Consider the following 15,968-nt stretch of genomic DNA (forward strand, 5'->3'; position numbering starts at 1 on the left):
TTCTTATTCCTAAATTAATTAGTTTTCACTATACTCCAATTTAAAATCATGAATAATTCCTTGAAGGAAATCAACCAGTGTACTTTTATCTATTTCATAAGAATTTTTCTTATTTGTTTTAGTTATCTTTAAGATCTTATATGTGCTCATTAAATTAATATGATATGATACTGTTGCTCCAGTAAGTTCTAATTGTTCTATAATATCATTAGCACATATCTCTGGATTTTCAGCTATTAGTTTAAGCATTTTATACTTGGTTTTATCACCTAATGTTTTAATTACCCTTAATCTATTTTCAAATTCAAATTCTTTTCTTCTCATTAAATATTCATAAGCTTCTTCTACTTTATATCCCCAATGAAATAATAGGGTATTATCAAACTCCATTAATCTGATTGTAGCAGCTTCAAAATAACTCAAACACATAATAGCACTATCAAAAAATTTAAGATTATCTTCCTTAATAAGCTCACCTGATATTCTATTTAAAAAATCCATTCCATGGTTTTCTAATTCTTTTACAAAACCTTCTCTATATTTTTTAATTTCTTTATCTGCTTGGATCCACATCTCATCAAAATTTGGTTTAATCTTTCTCATGAATTCTACATATTCTTCAATATATCCTTTGGGATTATCAATAGCACATAACAGCGCCCACTTCATACTTGGTGATAATGCTGTACTTTTTATTAAAGTTAACATATAATCTTTATCTTTATACTTTTCTTCTCTGACATCATTTTCAATCATTTCCTGTTTATCAAGGATATCTAATAAAAGCTTAATCATATTTTTATTAATAATTTCTACGTCTAAACCTAGTACTCTACTTAAATAATCATCTATATCAGCACTTTGGAATAAAACATCTTTTCCAATAATATATGATATTATTGCTCCATCTGTTGAGTAAAATTTTTCTATAACCTCAAAGTAACCTTTCATCTTTTTCTTTGTATTCTGTAAAATTTCTTCATAACCTTCCACTTCATAATCTATATCATCATATGCTTCACTTGATAATATCTCATCACAAAACCTCCCTACATAGGGATAATAAATAAAATCTAAAATTTTTGATAACTTATCATTAATTGAAATTTTCATGTGTCCATTCCACCTTTTATAATTTAAAACAAATTTCGAATCTACTTATTTATTTAACATTCTTAATTTTCATCTAATTACATTATATAATTAGATAAAAATCTAAGTCAATGATTACATGTGAAAATTTTACAAATATATCAGATTTTCATCTCTTTATTTTCTTAATATTATTAAGAAAACTACCTTTACGAGGGCAATAAAAGGTAGTTCATCTCAAATCTATTATATTTCTTTTATTTCTTTTTTCCTAGATATTGATAATGTTAATATAAGCATAATACTCCCCGCTAATATTGGTGTTATAAATACAGGTAAGTATTCCATCATGAATCCAGATAATAAAAATGCAACAGGCATAGCAGCTAATGTAATCATAGGTAATATACTAAATACCCTTCCCCTTTTATCTGCAGGAACCATCTTCTGAAGTGTAACGCTTATTGGAATATTAAAGGTTGTTAATGCCATAGATGTACCTGCATATAATATAATAAATACTATAAAGTAACCAGTCATAGACAAGTTTACTAGCCCTGGTATAATAAGCATACCAATAATAATTATTGATATACTGGTTACGCTCAATCCAAAAACAAGTTTTCTATAAATGCTCTTTGCTTCTGGCAAAACAGAAATCACCATTGCAGTCACTAATGTAGCCGCTGGAAATGCCATATTTATTATTCCAATAATCTTTGGAGAAAAACCTATAACATTCATCATAATATAATTTCCAGGTAATGTTATTCCCATTCCAACGAAAAAGTTAAATGCTAAGAAATACATCACTAATGTTGCTAACCACTTTTCATTTTTGATATATTTTATTCCCTCAACAAAATTACCCCAGTACTCTTTTAAATTTGTTATTATTGATTTTTTTTCTACTACTTCATTAATTTCTTCATCTTCATAGTCTTTAATCAGATTATTTTCTTGATTAATTAACTCTTCATTTATCATTTTCTCAACATTAAAATTCAAGAACATCTCTGAAATCCCTGATAATATGAATGATATTCCATTTACCAACAAAAATAGTCTAATGTCTATTAATGCAAATACAACTCCTCCAATAAATGGACCTGATATTCTAGTTATTGATGAAACTGCCTCATTCCATGAATTTATCTTAGTTAATTTTTCCTTGTTCACTAAAGAAGGAATAGACGCTTGCATTGGTGTATCAAAAAAAACAGTACAAACTGATAGTAAAAATGTAGCTATATATATATTTATTATTTGAAGACCATTTATCACTGATACTCCATATAATGCTAAAATCAATATTCCACTTAATATATCCATAGAAACTATCATCTTTTTCTTATCTATCTTGTCTGCAATCACCCCTGAAATAGGTGAAAATAATACCATCGGTAATACTATTAATGCCATATTTATTGAAAAACTCATACTAGATCCAGTCTTTGATAAAATATACATACTCATAGCAAAAGAATAAATACCTGATCCAAAAAGTGATACCAATCTCCCCATTAGAAGTATAATGATATTCATGTTTATTGCATTATTCAATCGTCTATCCCCGCAATTATCTGTTAAAATATTAGCTTCCATATTAACCACTCCTCAATCAGTAATTTTTCTAGCCCTCATATCCCCAAATTTTATGCTTATTACTACCTTATTTTTTATATCTTACTACTTCCGCATAGCCACCAGATATACCAAAATTATTATATATAACTTCTATAACTTCTTTTTCACCATTTTCATGATATCTCAACAAATAGTCTTTATTGTTTTTATTTTCTGATTTTTTATTTGCTAGTTTTTTCATTAAATTCACTCCTTATTTTTTATATCGTACTACTTCCGCATAACCAACAGATATACCAAAATTATTATATATAACCTCTATAACTTCTTTTTCACTATTTTCATGATATCTCAATAAATAATCTTGATTGTTTTTATTTTTTAATTTTCTATTTACTATATTTTTCATTAAATTCACTCCTTATTTTTTATTTGCTACTATTTTCATATTAAAACTTCACGCACATAGTAAAAATACAAATTCTATTATCATCTACATATTCTTTTTCATTCCTGGGTGAATACAATAATGTATTATATATTACATTTTCTAGCTTGGATTTTTTATTATATTCTGATATATTTTTTAATCTAAATCCCATCTTATTCACATCCTATTAATTTCTCTAATAAATTTCTTAGACAATTATCTAAATTAGATAAATCATTTAATTTTTCTAAAACCACATTATAGTGTTATAGTACAAACAAGTCCATTCTGTATCTTCATAGAGGCCTTTAGGCATATTACTATTACTGTCTAATATACCATTCTGATTTTCTTTTGAAAAAATTCTTTTAAATTTTAATTCCATTCAAACCACCTCATATCTTAGATTTTATTCTAGTTTTATTTATTTTTTAACTTTTTTCTAATTAGATTATACACTTAGATAATCATCTAAGTCAATACTTTTTTTAATATTTTTTACAATTTTATGTAATTTATTTTTTTCACCCATAATTCTTATGAAATATGCGTTTAAACTAACTTTATTGAACATTAATTACATTCCAATCATTTATCATTTCAAAAATATTATTGAGACTAATGCCTTTTATTACCTCTTTCTAATTACATTATATGCTTAGACATTCATCTAAGTTACTATTTTTTTTATAAAATTATCTTTTTTTTGCAAATAAAAAAACTTTCGAAATACCCCTTCGAAAGTTTCTAATTTTTAATTTATTATGCATTCATCTAATTTAATCTCTATAACTCAAAGATATATTTATTATTCTTCTTTATTTTTATAAATTAAATATACAATAAAATGTAATAAAATTAATACTCCAAATACCCCAGCAGCAACATACTTTAAATTATCAGGTAAAATTATCAATGCCGAAACAAGTGATATTAAATATAAAACTATTAATGCCATCATGTAGTGTATTTGTCCCTGACCAATATTAACTAATAACACAATATGAAAAATTAAGGTAATAACTTCTCTTATATAATTTATGGAGGTATATACTGTTGGAACACCCCCAAAATAATTTGCAATAATTAATATATTCATTAACAATAAGAAAAATAATAATCCTCTACTTTTAGAATATGGATTTACCCATACTTTTCTTGTACCAATAAATTTTCTACCCGTTACTTTTTCTCCCCATGTTATGAATCCTACTCGATCAGATAAAAAAATACCATAAAACATTACTATAACTAGTGTTACTATCAATAAAATAATACCATTTTGTCTACAGAAAAAATCCTTTTGAACTAATTCTTCTCCCATAAATGTATTTATTAAAGATAATAATCCTAAATATATGGAGTAAACTATAACCAAATTAACTATACCTGCAATGATTCCATGAGGTTTTGATTCCTCATATTTAAACACTCTTCTACTTCCTCTACCTATGCCGTACACTCTGTTCCTCCTATATTGTTTATATCCAAACAATGATATCCTATAAAATCACTCTCTTTTTATTCCTTAATATTAATTCTATAGTTTTTTTCTCAACATTTCAATTATTATCTTTTATTAACATATATCTTAAGGTTATCTTTTAATTGCTTCTAGAGTATATGATGGAACTTCCATTCCACCTACTTTAACTGCTTTAGTTGTCAATTTCTTTCTCTGTTCCTCTATATAATTAATAAAATGTTTGTTCTCTATCCCATCTAAGTACTTATCTACTCTAATATTAAAAAACTCTAAACAATCTTGCCCTTGAAACAAATGAGCATCACATTTAACTTCAATCTGTTCAAATCCAAGAATATGTAAAATCTGCTTCAATATTTCATGATTATATTCCTTATACAACTTACTACCCTTATACATCTCTATCTCTCTGAGAATTTTCCACTTCTCTGCCCAAATTTCTTGTCTTTGATTGCTTATATCATAAATAGGAAATTCTTCTTCTATATGAATGACTCCTCCTTGTTTCAGCACTTTCCTGAACTTATCTAAAGCCAAAATACCTTGTCCAACTTCTGAGTTGATTGCGCATAATGTATAATTACATACAATGAAATCCACACTCTTTTCTTCTATACCATTCAACTCTACTGCACCAGTTTCTATAAACTCCATTTCAACTCCTGTATCTTTCAACTCTTCATTTACTCTCTTAAAATTTCCTCCATAAATATCGGTTGAGATTAATTTTGCTCCTTTATAATTCTTAAGTATATCTGCCAGTATTTTTGTTGTTCTCCCTCTTCCTGTCCCAATTTCTAATATAGTTTTATTTGTAAAATCTTTATTATAAATACTCATATTATTCCTCCTAAGGCATTTCAAAAGAAAATATCACCCTAATCTATAGGATGATATTTCTATTTTAACATATTTTTATAAATTGTCAGATATTTCTTTTATTCCTTTAATAATTATCTCTGGATTATCCAGATTAATCATATGTCCACATTTTTGAGCTATTATTATTTCACTTTCAGTAGAAATCTCAGATATTTCAGTTACAAGTTCCTCCCATAAGTTCTCAAATACTTCAGCTTCTTCTTGTGGAATACCAGATTTAATGTGCTTATTTATACAATCCTTTTTGTCTCTAATAAAAATCTTAACAGGAATATCAAATTGATTTTTCATATCTTCTATTTCAAAGAATATCTTATCCCAATGATTAATCTCACTTAAAAGTACTCTGTAAAAGTCTGGCTTAGAATAAAATTTTATGATTTCTCTCTTTTCTTTTTCTGTACAGTTAAACGCCCATTTCTCATGTTTATAATTAACTTCTAATTCTAACTCCTCTGCACTCAAACCACAATATCTTTCCCATGTTCTTTTAAACTCATTATCACCACTTCGTTCATTAAATGTAGGTATGTTTATTTCATCAAATCTACATCTATTAATAGACGCTGGATCAACCAGAACACATCCTTTTATTTTGAATTCACTACCAAATAATTTCAAGAAGTGCTGAATGATTAATCCCCCATAAGAATGTCCAACAAGAATAATGTTCTCTTCAACTTTTAGTTCATCTAAAAGAACTTTAATATCTTCTGCACTATTCTTAGTAGAAACACTTTCATTAATCAGCTCACTATTTCCTAGACCTTCTCTATGAACAATTATAACATCATTATTTTCACTGACTTTATCCCCAATATAATCCCATTCATAAACTGTATCCATCATACCAGGAAGGATAATTATAGTATTTTTTCTTTCATTATTTTGCTCCTTAGCTTGTCTTGTTAAACACTCAATATTCTTTCCATTAACTTTTATCTTTTTGACTTGTTTATGTTTTTTATCCAGCCTAATCTCTCCTAAACATATAAATTAAGTTTTTTTCAACTCTGCATAAAGCTCTTTTCCATAGTTTTTTAATCCCCTCATCACCTTTGACATAAAATATTATACTTAAAATGCAAAGTTTTATTTTAAATAAAACAAGCAAAGTTCCATTACTCAAATAACAATAAGATTAAAATTTCACGGAGTGAAATGTCAATCATTCTCCATTCTACATTATCCATTATCAATTATAGAAATTTCTTGTCTTTAATTTTTTCTATCTAATATCATTTTTCATATACTTTAGATATTACTACACTATCCCTATCGCCCTTACTGGTGCTCCATCACTATTCTCAAATTTTACTGGAAGACACATAAACTCAAATATTCTTTCATCTATTTTATTCAAATTTGCAATATTTTCAATTATGACAATATCATCCTTTAACAGTTCATGATGGTTTTCAAAATTATGAGATCCCATAGGGTCTACAGAAATTGTATCCACTCCAATTCCTTTAAGATTCTTAAATTTATTTTTAATCCACTTTACAGCTTCTAATGATAAGCTAGAATACTCTCCAAAGTATGTCTCACTTCCCCAGTGTTTTCCCCATCCAGTGTACAGAATTACAAATTCTATCTCAGTATAATCATTAATAATCTTATATTCATTGAAGTATTTTATAACTTCTTCCTCAGTAATTTTTCCACTTTCTTTTTTTATTGTTATTAAGACTGCTTTTCCAACAAACTTACTGCTATCAAAGTCCTCAAGATGTTTTCCTCCTTGTACCATGTGCGCTGGAGCATCCATATGAGTTCCTGTGTGAGAATACATAGTGAGCTTTTTCTCCTCAAATCCCCACTTTTCAATATTGTATGCTTCATATATTATTGGTTTCTCTGTCCCTGGATAAACCGCCATATTCTCATGAATTGTATATGTTAAATCGTATATTTTTTGTTTCATTTATATCACACCCCAATATTGTTTCTTAAGAATACTTCTATTCTTGATTTCGTTAATTTTGTTTTCAAATAATAATTTTATTAGTGGAAAATGAACAATTGAAAGTGGACAACGTAGGATGTTTCTGTTTGCACAGAAACTACATTTTGTTGTTCTTTATAAAAAGATATGTTTACTCAGTTTATCAAGAATAAAATATTGTAGTTAAATACAAGGTTTCATTTCATAATGAAACAAGCAAAATCTCCTTGTCCAAGTAACAATACAATTAAAATTTCACAGAGTGAAATATCCATCATTATACATTCTCCATTATCCATTACGCTTTTATGAAGCTGTCCACTATGTTTTTTATATTTTATTTTAACATAATATATATATTATCTATTATCCCCTATATGATACCACTTAGATTCTGCTCTAAATGCTCTTTTCTTTTGGTCCCAACCATTGCTGCATAAACCCCTTCAGTTTCAACTACATATTTAACCAACTCACTTCCAGTATATTTACCTTTTTCAAAATCAAATTGATTCAATGGTGCACTAATTGTAACATTAACACCTAGCTTTTGAGCTAATTCAAGTATTGTAATCTTTTGTCCCTGGAATTCTTGATTTCTTAAAGTTGCAGCCTCTTTCATAATCTTGTTATATGGCAACTGTATAAATCTGAAGTGATGATTTTCTCCACCTACTTCTTTAGCTATTTCATACATTTTGTTTAGTGAAATATATCTTATCCCTTCAATATCTTCTCTAAAGCACCACCATGTTGCCATTCCATAATTTCGAATATTCCCCTTGTTTACTTGTTTTTCAAGTTCAGTGAATACTTCTTTAATTCCCTCATAGAACTTTTCTTCCCCCAATGCTTCACGAGATATTCCTGGTTGATGAACATATAAAATATCTATAGTTTCAAGACGCATATTCTTCTTACTCTGTTCAATACAATAATCATATAATTTAGGATTCAATGTACACCTATAACCATCTATGATATTCACATCTTCCTTTTTTAATAATCCATTTTTTATTAATATTGCATCAAGATAGTCTAATGGTTTTAACGGTATAGCTACATCTCCCGGAATCATCCCCGCCTTCGTTGATATCACTACTTCTTCTCTTTTCAAAACCTTTTCTTCATTTATAAGCTTATCTAAGACACTTCCAATATCTCTCTCTGATTTCATTCCTCTGTAATTTACACAAGTATCGACAAAGTTTACCTTATCCCTAAATGCATGTTCAATACAGTCCTGATATAAAATAGAATGTTCCTCTGAGAAATCCCCCAAATGAGTTCCTACTGCAACTGGCAAAGTATAGAACTCCCCACTGTTTTTCAACTTTTTAATGTTTATACCCCTTTTATCAAAATACCCTTTAGTCCCCTCAACGGTAGCCCATCCTTTTATCATACACATTCCCCCTTAGACTATAGTTACTTACGAATTATTTTACATCTTTTCCATATAAATTATAAGACTTATTATTTTTCCATACGTATGATATAATATAAGTATAGAAAAGATAAAAACTGTGGCTATTTATTTAGTCACAGTTTTCTTAATTTATTCCTTTATTTCTTTCTTACATAATACATTCTATTGCTCATATCATGTTCTTCATAATAAACTTCTATTCTTTCTTCAATAATAAATTTTTCATCTAATATCTTATTTATTTTTTCTTCAGTAAGATTCCATAAATATAAACCTGTAGTTTCCTTATAGAATTCTTCTTCTAGTTCTTCAAATTTCCACTCTATTCTTTTCTCTTCTTCAATATATGGATTTATCTTTAATAAAAGCTTTCCACTAGGTTTTAGAATTCTAGCCACTTCATCCAGCACTCTCAAGGAATCCTCAGGAATCATATTATCAATTATATTAGATAGTATCACTCCATCAAATTCACAATCCTGAATTTTTTGTAAAGCTTCCACTCCTCCAATTTGAAATGAAGACTTATCCTCTAAATGATATTCTTTGACCACATTAATAGCCTGTCTTATTGCATTTTCACAAATATCTATTCCATATATTTTATCTACCCCATATGCAAGAGCCCTTTGTATCATAGCTCCATTTCCACAACCATAATCAAGTATTTTTTCACTTCCAGAAGAAATCCATTGAATTCCTTTTTCTAAATCTATAACATTTATTTCTTTTCTATAATCTCTTCCCTTTGTTAACTCTTCTTTTTGAGCAAAAACTTTTTGCCAAAATTCAATAGTACTTTTATATCCCTCTTTCATACAAATCCCCCTTACATTTTTTTTATCTATTTACAATTATAGTATTTAATCTAACAACTTTCAAAAATTTTTTCATAATATATAAATTAAACCAGTGTTATTTAATCGCTTTTAATGTTATAATGAGTTGTTTGCTAAATAAATTTATTATCTTTTTAATAAAAAAAGGATAATGTTTGGAAATTGCATAATATAGTGCGCCAACTTGTGAACTATATTTACAATAGTCCCATTGAATTTTATATTTTTTTATAGATACTAATTAATCTATTAAATAGAGAGAAATTGAGTAACTTCAGTATAACTTGTCTATAATTATATTTATATAATGTATAAATTTCCGTTAACCAGTCAAAATGCAATTTCCATTAGCTTAAAAAATTTAAACTAAAGGAATGATTAAACGTATGAATGAATTATTATTTGAAAATCTTAACTGCTCAGAAGAGGTATTAAAGGCGGTTAAAGATATGGGCTTCGAGAAAGCTACACCTGTTCAAAGTGAAACAATCCCTCTAATATTAGAAGGAAAGGATGTAGTAGGTCAGGCTCAAACTGGAACTGGAAAAACTGCTGCGTTCGGAATACCAGCTGTTGATCTTGTTTCTATAGAAAACAACAAGCCACAAGCTTTAATTTTATGTCCTACAAGAGAACTTGCACTTCAAGTTTCTGAAGAGCTTTATAAGATTGGAAAATATAAGCGTGGTTTAAAAGTTCAATCTGTATTTGGTGGTCAGTCAATTGATAGACAAATCAGTGCTTTAAGAAAAGGTGTTCACATTATAATCGGAACTCCTGGAAGAGTTATGGACCATATCAGAAGAAAGACTTTAAAGCTTGCTGATCTTAAAATGTTAATTCTTGATGAAGCTGATGAAATGCTTAACATGGGATTCAGAGAAGATATCGAAGAAATTATGTCATTTATCGAAACTGAAGAAAGACAGACTTTATTATTCTCTGCTACAATGCCTAAACCTATCTTAAATATCATCAACAAATATCAGAAAGATCCTGAGATTATTAAGATCACTAGAACTAAGTTATCTACTCCTAACATAACTCAAAAATATATTGAGTGTAGAGAAAGTGAAAAATTTGAAGCATTATCTAGACTTATTGATATTAAAGTTCCTAAGTTATCAATTGTTTTCTGTAATACAAAGAGAAAAGTTGATGAGGTAACTGCTGAGCTTCAAACACGCGGATATAGCGCTGATAAAATACATGGTGATATGAAACAAACACTTAGATTAGCTGTTATTAATAAATTTAAAGAAGGAACTATTAAAATCCTAGTTGCAACTGATGTTGCTGCAAGAGGACTTGATATTGATGATGTTGATTACGTATTCAACTTAGATGTTCCTGAGCATGAAGAATATTATGTTCACAGAATAGGAAGAACTGGAAGAGCTGGTAGAGAAGGTACTGCATACTCTTTCGTAACTCCAAGAACATTCTTCAGATTAAGAGATATAATGAAATACACTAAAAACACTGTAGAAAAATGTTCTGTACCTACAGTAAAAGATATAGAAGAAAAGAAGACAAATGATTTCATAACTGAAATTAAATCAATTATGGAAGCAGGTAAGATGGGTAAATACATCAACATGGTTGAAAAACTTCAAGAAGAAGGTCTTGATGCTATGGATTTAGCCGCTGCACTTCTTAAGAAAGAACTTCACATGCCTGAGTTAAAAGATATTAAAGGTGTTAAACCTGTTAAGTATGGAGACACAGGAGCAAGTGCTGGAATGGTTAGAATGTTCCTTAACATAGGTAAGAAACATAGAGTTCGTCCCGGTGACATCGTTGGTTCTATTACTGATAATAGTTCTATCAGCGGATCTCTTATTGGAGATATTGATATCCTTGAAGCATTCTCATTCGTTGAAATACCAGAGCAACATGCTCATGCTGTTCTTCTATCAATGAAAAACAACAAAATCAAAGGTATTAAAATTGTAATGGAGCCTGCTAAAGGTAAAAAGAGCCGCTCAGGTGGTTCAAACCGTCAATCAAACGATAGAGATTCTAGAGGTAACAGAGGTTCTAGAGGCAATAGATCTGAAAGACTTAACTAAAAGAATAAATTTAAAGCATGAGATTTTTCTCATGCTTTTTTTAATCTTATCTATTCAATTACTTAATCTACAACTTTATGGAGTAGATCATTATCTTTTAAAAATTCTACTAGTTCATTCTTTAATATAAGCCTTATTGTTAGTCAGATAATGAATTCATCTATCTGTTCATTAATTTCTTTACTTGATATCTTATACTTCTTACAAAAATAATATTTCTGAATCAAACTACTACTTAATGAAAACATCATACCTAATATAAGTAATAGAATCCCCATTATTAACATGGCTTTATCTTGACTCACATCTTTAAAAATAGCCTTACAAAACCCCATTCCCAAGACTCCCATTCCTCCAAAAAATCCAGTACCTAAAGTAGCGTATTTGGATTTTTTCTTTTTTAAACCTTTGTTTACCTTATTAACTCCGTAACGCAAAATCAAAATATTTGGTATGGAATATAAGATAATTAGAATAATTGAAATAACTATCTTTTCATCATAAACTACCGAAAAGAATTTCCAAGAACCTAACATTAATATTTCAGAAATAAATAAACCATCTAAACCAGAATATAATATATAATCTCTTTTTCTTTTTTCAACTTCTTTCTTTATCTGAAAATTAAACTTTATAAGTAAAACTAATTGAATTCCTATGATCAATAATATAAAAATATTCCACTTCCCAAAAATCATGATGGGTAGTGAAAACATCAACATTATAATTAAACTATTTTTCAAGTGTTTCTTACTATCTTTAGTTAACCTGTTTAACCCATATTCAATATATTCTATAGCATTTTTCCTTTTTATCTTATCTTCCATAGTCGCTCCCCTTTATTTGATCTTTACCCATATTTCCTTTATTCTTCATATTCACTCTAAACCCTTTCTCTATCCCACAAAACTTACACATATTTTTTACTCATCCTATTTTCTTAATTTTCTAATGAAATTTTAATCTTTCACTAATTCCCATCTAATACAGTGTACCTATAATATAATTAATCAATCAATTATATGAAGTTTATTTATAAACTCGAACGTAGAGTTAATGATACAGAACTCTAAATTCTACGTTCAAACTTCGAACATTATATCTATTAATCATAAATAAAAAAAATTATAGGAGGCTATATTATGAAAATATCATTAGAACAAATCGATTTATTAAGAAAGAGAGCTAACGTAAGTTATTCAGAGGCAAAAGAAGCATTAGAACTAAATGAAGGTGATATCGTTAATGCACTAGCATATTTAGAACAACAAAAGAAAATTAAAGGAACTGCATTCCAAGATTGTTCATCAAATGCAGTTGATACCCTAAAAAAACTCATCCAAAAAGGATTTGAGATTAGACTACTTGTAAGTAGAGAGGATAGAATTAAATTAGATCTTTCACTAAACTTATTAATACTAGCACTTATTTTTGCTACTCCAATTACACTTATTGCAACAGCTTTATCACTATTAACTAAGCATACTTTAAAATTTACAAGACGCGGAAAAGAAGATTTTGCAATAAACAATACTATAACTAAAATAAGTAATACTATTAACTCTTCATTAGATGGATTACGCGAATAATCTAGTCTATGATTATGTAGTATTCAAAGTATTCTCTTGATAATCATATAACTATATATTATTATTGGTATATAAAACCATTTATTACCACAACAAGGAGATAGATTATGATGAAGAAACACATTCTGATTATTGAAGATGAAGTTAAAATTTCTCGCTTTCTTCAACTGGAACTAGAATATGAAGGTTATATGGTAACTCAAGCTTTTGATGGTAGGGAAGGTCTAGAAAAAGCCCTGAACTCAGATCCTGATATGATAATATTAGATATAATGCTCCCAGGGCTTAATGGTATAGAAGTATGCAGAAGAATAAGACGCGAAAGCTCTGTTCCAATAATAATGTTAACTGCAAAGGATACCACAATGGATATCGTAATGGGACTTGATATGGGTGCAAATGATTACGTAACAAAACCTTTTGCTATAGAAGTTTTACTGGCAAGAATTAGAGTTGCCCTAAAGAACAATCATGACAATGTATTAGACACTAAAGTTATCACGCTAAACAACTTATCTTTAAACGATGAACAACACACAGTGAAGTTTAATAATGACATTATAGATTTAACAAAAACAGAATTTGATCTTTTAAAATATCTTATGATAAATAAGAATATAGCACTTTCTAGAGACCAAATACTAAATGAGGTTTGGGGGTATGATTATACAGGAGATACCAATATTGTTGATGTATATATACGTTATTTACGAGCAAAAATTGATAGCCATTATAACGTAAAATATATACACACTATCCGAGGTATTGGTTATATGATTAAATATGAAGAAGAATAATAACCCTCTTGAACAAGAAAATTTCGATAAAATAATGAGAAAACTTCACAAGCATATACTTTCAATTTCTGATAGTATAACAAATTTTATCTCTTCTCCCCCAAAGAGATTTAAAATTCATCTTAAAGAATTCAAAGCTAAGATAACTAGATTATTTAGATTTTCTATTACATTCAAATTAACATTTTTTAGTTCATTTAAAATCTTAAGAGAGATTTTAGGAACAATACTGTTTTTTTCCCTCTTATTCTTTGGATTTAATATATTCATAATAAGAAATGATTTTATTACTAAGTCTGAGTATATTTCAAGTAATATTAATGCATTATATGCCCAAGACTCCACCCCTTACATGTCAGAACACATTAAATCTTACATGAAAAGCGAAGGTCTATCCGCAATCATTAAAGAAGATACTAAAATATTATTAAACACTTTTGATGATAATGTGGGTATTGATGAAAATACTCAAATAAGTAAAGATATTGCTAGTATAGATCCAGAATTTATTTCAAACAGTGATCTATTTTATATAGATGAAATTTCATTGGGATTATCCAAATTATATAACTCAGATTTTTATCTTATATATAAAAATGATATTAATGTGGATGATCACTCAATAAGTTTAACTTTCGTCAGAAGCTTAGTAAATGAGCAATTATATATTCAATATTTTCTTCTAGTTATATCAATATCATTTTTACTGTTCCTATTATCATGTTCAAAATATATATCAAAGCTAACTAAACGCATGATACAACCGGTATATACCATGAATGATGCTATTAAAGAGATAAATGTAAGCAGTCTTGACACCCGTTTGAATGTAAGTGGTTCTCAAGATGAACTTAAGGATCTTGCCATAACAGTAAACAATATGTTTGATAGAATTCAGGATTCATATGAAAAACAAAAGCAATTTGTATCTGATGCTTCCCATGAACTAAGAACACCAATTGCAGTAATTCAAGGATATGCCAATCTCCTCTCAAGATGGGGAAAAGATGATAAGGATGTTCTTGAAGAATCCATACTTGCTATAAAAGATGAATCTGACAACATGAAAGATTTAGTAGAAAAATTATTATTCCTTGCAAGAGCGGATAAACATACTCAGAAGATTGAAAAAACTGAGTTTAACCTCTCGAACCTTATTGAAAATATATGTAAAGAGACAAAACTTATAGATTCAAATCATACTATTTCCTCAAATACAGAGGAGAATTTAGTTATATTTGCTGATCCTAAACTTATAAAACAGGCAATTCGTATACTTGTAGATAACAGCATAAAATATACCCCTGAAACAGGTTATATCAATATAAGTGCATTTTCCGAAAAGGATGAGATTATTATAAGAGTTTCAGATACAGGTATGGGAATTCCCTCAAAGGATATTCCTCATATATTTGATAGATTCTACAGAGTTGACGAATCTAGAAGTAAACAAGATGAAAAAGGCGGAACAGGCCTCGGCCTTTCCATCGCTAAATGGATTGTTAATACCCATAAAGGAAAGATTTCAGCCGAAAGTACATTTGGTGAAGGAAGCACCTTTACTATTAAACTTCCATTTACATCAAACACTTTATAAAACCTTAATGGATAATTGAGAATGTAGAATGGAGAATGATGGATGGTTCTGCTTACGCAGAACCTATATTTTATTGTTTTTTAACATAAAGAAAATTTACTCATTTTATCTTTGATAAAATATTGTATTTAACATACAACGTTTCATCAAAAATGAAACAAGTAAACTCCTTTTGTTTCATGAATAATAAGATTAAAATTTCTCAAAGAGAAATGTCCTA

General features: G+C 28.3%; 17 protein-coding genes. 4 read left to right on the plus strand and 13 right to left on the minus strand.

Features of this window, described 5'->3' with window-relative positions; all coding sequences use genetic code 11:
* Positions 1 to 18: 18 nt before the first annotated feature.
* The 12 genes from OW730_RS24890 to OW730_RS24945 form a co-directional block, all read right to left on the minus strand.
* Positions 19 to 1,113, minus strand: a complete 1,095-nt coding sequence (locus OW730_RS24890; protein WP_271226751.1) for an ArsR/SmtB family transcription factor — start codon at positions 1,111 to 1,113, stop codon at positions 19 to 21.
* Positions 1,114 to 1,338: 225 nt separating this feature from the next.
* Entirely contained in the window at positions 1,339 to 2,697 is a 1,359-nt protein-coding gene (locus OW730_RS24895) for an MFS transporter (protein ID WP_271226752.1), read from the minus strand.
* A gap of 67 nt (positions 2,698 to 2,764) precedes the next feature.
* Entirely contained in the window at positions 2,765 to 2,920 is a 156-nt protein-coding gene (locus OW730_RS24900; protein ID WP_271226753.1) for a hypothetical protein, read from the minus strand.
* 12 nt (positions 2,921 to 2,932) lie between these two features.
* The gene (locus OW730_RS24905; protein WP_271226754.1) at positions 2,933 to 3,088 is read right to left on the minus strand and encodes a hypothetical protein; all 156 of its coding nucleotides are present in this window, start codon (positions 3,086 to 3,088) and stop codon (positions 2,933 to 2,935) included.
* Positions 3,089 to 3,128: 40 nt separating this feature from the next.
* Complete coding sequence (locus OW730_RS24910) at positions 3,129 to 3,281, minus strand: hypothetical protein (protein WP_271226755.1); 153 nt, start codon at positions 3,279 to 3,281, stop codon at positions 3,129 to 3,131.
* A 75-nt stretch (positions 3,282 to 3,356) separates the two neighbouring features.
* Positions 3,357 to 3,494: a hypothetical protein gene (locus OW730_RS24915; protein ID WP_271226756.1), complete on the minus strand. Its 138-nt coding sequence runs from the start codon at positions 3,492 to 3,494 to the stop codon at positions 3,357 to 3,359.
* A 423-nt stretch (positions 3,495 to 3,917) separates the two neighbouring features.
* On the minus strand, positions 3,918 to 4,571 hold the full coding sequence (locus OW730_RS24920; RefSeq protein WP_271226757.1) for a hypothetical protein: 654 nt from the start codon (positions 4,569 to 4,571) through the stop codon (positions 3,918 to 3,920).
* A 135-nt stretch (positions 4,572 to 4,706) separates the two neighbouring features.
* Entirely contained in the window at positions 4,707 to 5,435 is a 729-nt protein-coding gene (locus tag OW730_RS24925; protein WP_271226758.1) for a class I SAM-dependent methyltransferase, read from the minus strand.
* Between the two features lie 75 nt (positions 5,436 to 5,510).
* Positions 5,511 to 6,326, minus strand: a complete 816-nt coding sequence (locus OW730_RS24930; protein ID WP_271226759.1) for an alpha/beta hydrolase — start codon at positions 6,324 to 6,326, stop codon at positions 5,511 to 5,513.
* Positions 6,327 to 6,741: 415 nt separating this feature from the next.
* Positions 6,742 to 7,404, minus strand: a complete 663-nt coding sequence (locus OW730_RS24935) for a cyclase family protein (protein WP_271226760.1) — start codon at positions 7,402 to 7,404, stop codon at positions 6,742 to 6,744.
* A 394-nt stretch (positions 7,405 to 7,798) separates the two neighbouring features.
* A complete protein-coding gene (locus OW730_RS24940; RefSeq protein WP_271226761.1) occupies positions 7,799 to 8,830 on the minus strand; it encodes an aldo/keto reductase in 1,032 nt (343 codons plus the stop codon).
* A gap of 161 nt (positions 8,831 to 8,991) precedes the next feature.
* Complete coding sequence (locus tag OW730_RS24945) at positions 8,992 to 9,672, minus strand: class I SAM-dependent methyltransferase (RefSeq protein WP_271226762.1); 681 nt, start codon at positions 9,670 to 9,672, stop codon at positions 8,992 to 8,994.
* Positions 9,673 to 10,079: 407 nt separating this feature from the next.
* Here OW730_RS24945 and OW730_RS24950 point away from each other — a divergent pair, with 407 nt between their 5' ends.
* The gene (locus tag OW730_RS24950) at positions 10,080 to 11,765 is read left to right on the plus strand and encodes a DEAD/DEAH box helicase (protein ID WP_271226763.1); all 1,686 of its coding nucleotides are present in this window, start codon (positions 10,080 to 10,082) and stop codon (positions 11,763 to 11,765) included.
* A gap of 143 nt (positions 11,766 to 11,908) precedes the next feature.
* On the opposite strand, the gene OW730_RS24955 is transcribed toward OW730_RS24950, so the two are convergent.
* Positions 11,909 to 12,592 (minus strand): hypothetical protein, encoded by a 684-nt coding sequence (locus OW730_RS24955; RefSeq protein WP_271226764.1) that lies wholly within the window; start codon positions 12,590 to 12,592, stop codon positions 11,909 to 11,911.
* 315 nt (positions 12,593 to 12,907) lie between these two features.
* On the opposite strand from OW730_RS24955, the gene OW730_RS24960 reads away from it, so the two are divergent.
* The 3 genes from OW730_RS24960 to OW730_RS24970 all read left to right on the plus strand — a co-directional run bounded on the left by OW730_RS24960 (position 12,908) and on the right by OW730_RS24970 (position 15,748).
* Positions 12,908 to 13,354, plus strand: coding sequence for a DUF4342 domain-containing protein (locus OW730_RS24960; protein WP_271226765.1), 447 nt, complete (start codon positions 12,908 to 12,910; stop codon positions 13,352 to 13,354).
* A 107-nt stretch (positions 13,355 to 13,461) separates the two neighbouring features.
* Positions 13,462 to 14,151 carry a response regulator transcription factor gene (locus tag OW730_RS24965; RefSeq protein ID WP_271226766.1) on the plus strand — a complete coding sequence of 230 codons (690 nt, stop codon included), beginning with the start codon at positions 13,462 to 13,464 and terminating at the stop codon, positions 14,149 to 14,151.
* Positions 14,138 to 15,748: a sensor histidine kinase gene (locus OW730_RS24970; RefSeq protein ID WP_271226767.1), complete on the plus strand. Its 1,611-nt coding sequence runs from the start codon at positions 14,138 to 14,140 to the stop codon at positions 15,746 to 15,748. Before OW730_RS24965 ends, OW730_RS24970 begins: the two co-directional genes overlap by 14 nt.
* Positions 15,749 to 15,968: the final 220 nt, after the last annotated feature.

It is taken from the genome of Oceanirhabdus sp. W0125-5 (assembly GCF_027938815.1).
In the GTDB taxonomy this organism is placed as follows: Bacteria; Bacillota; Clostridia; order Clostridiales; family Clostridiaceae; genus Oceanirhabdus.

Coding starts and splice junctions, on each gene's coding strand:
- OW730_RS24890 (WP_271226751.1), bottom strand. CDS start 1,113: ATGAAAATTTCAATTAATGATAAGTTATCAAAAATTTTAGATTTTATT.
- OW730_RS24895 (WP_271226752.1), bottom strand. CDS start 2,697: ATGGAAGCTAATATTTTAACAGATAATTGCGGGGATAGACGATTGAAT.
- OW730_RS24900 (WP_271226753.1), bottom strand. CDS start 2,920: ATGAAAAAACTAGCAAATAAAAAATCAGAAAATAAAAACAATAAAGAC.
- OW730_RS24905 (WP_271226754.1), bottom strand. CDS start 3,088: ATGAAAAATATAGTAAATAGAAAATTAAAAAATAAAAACAATCAAGAT.
- OW730_RS24910 (WP_271226755.1), bottom strand. CDS start 3,281: ATGGGATTTAGATTAAAAAATATATCAGAATATAATAAAAAATCCAAG.
- OW730_RS24915 (WP_271226756.1), bottom strand. CDS start 3,494: ATGGAATTAAAATTTAAAAGAATTTTTTCAAAAGAAAATCAGAATGGT.
- OW730_RS24925 (WP_271226758.1), bottom strand. CDS start 5,435: ATGAGTATTTATAATAAAGATTTTACAAATAAAACTATATTAGAAATT.
- OW730_RS24930 (WP_271226759.1), bottom strand. CDS start 6,326: ATGATGGATACAGTTTATGAATGGGATTATATTGGGGATAAAGTCAGT.
- OW730_RS24935 (WP_271226760.1), bottom strand. CDS start 7,404: ATGAAACAAAAAATATACGATTTAACATATACAATTCATGAGAATATG.
- OW730_RS24940 (WP_271226761.1), bottom strand. CDS start 8,830: ATGATAAAAGGATGGGCTACCGTTGAGGGGACTAAAGGGTATTTTGAT.
- OW730_RS24945 (WP_271226762.1), bottom strand. CDS start 9,672: ATGAAAGAGGGATATAAAAGTACTATTGAATTTTGGCAAAAAGTTTTT.
- OW730_RS24950 (WP_271226763.1), top strand. CDS start 10,080: ATGAATGAATTATTATTTGAAAATCTTAACTGCTCAGAAGAGGTATTA.
- OW730_RS24955 (WP_271226764.1), bottom strand. CDS start 12,592: ATGGAAGATAAGATAAAAAGGAAAAATGCTATAGAATATATTGAATAT.
- OW730_RS24960 (WP_271226765.1), top strand. CDS start 12,908: ATGAAAATATCATTAGAACAAATCGATTTATTAAGAAAGAGAGCTAAC.
- OW730_RS24965 (WP_271226766.1), top strand. CDS start 13,462: ATGATGAAGAAACACATTCTGATTATTGAAGATGAAGTTAAAATTTCT.
- OW730_RS24970 (WP_271226767.1), top strand. CDS start 14,138: ATGAAGAAGAATAATAACCCTCTTGAACAAGAAAATTTCGATAAAATA.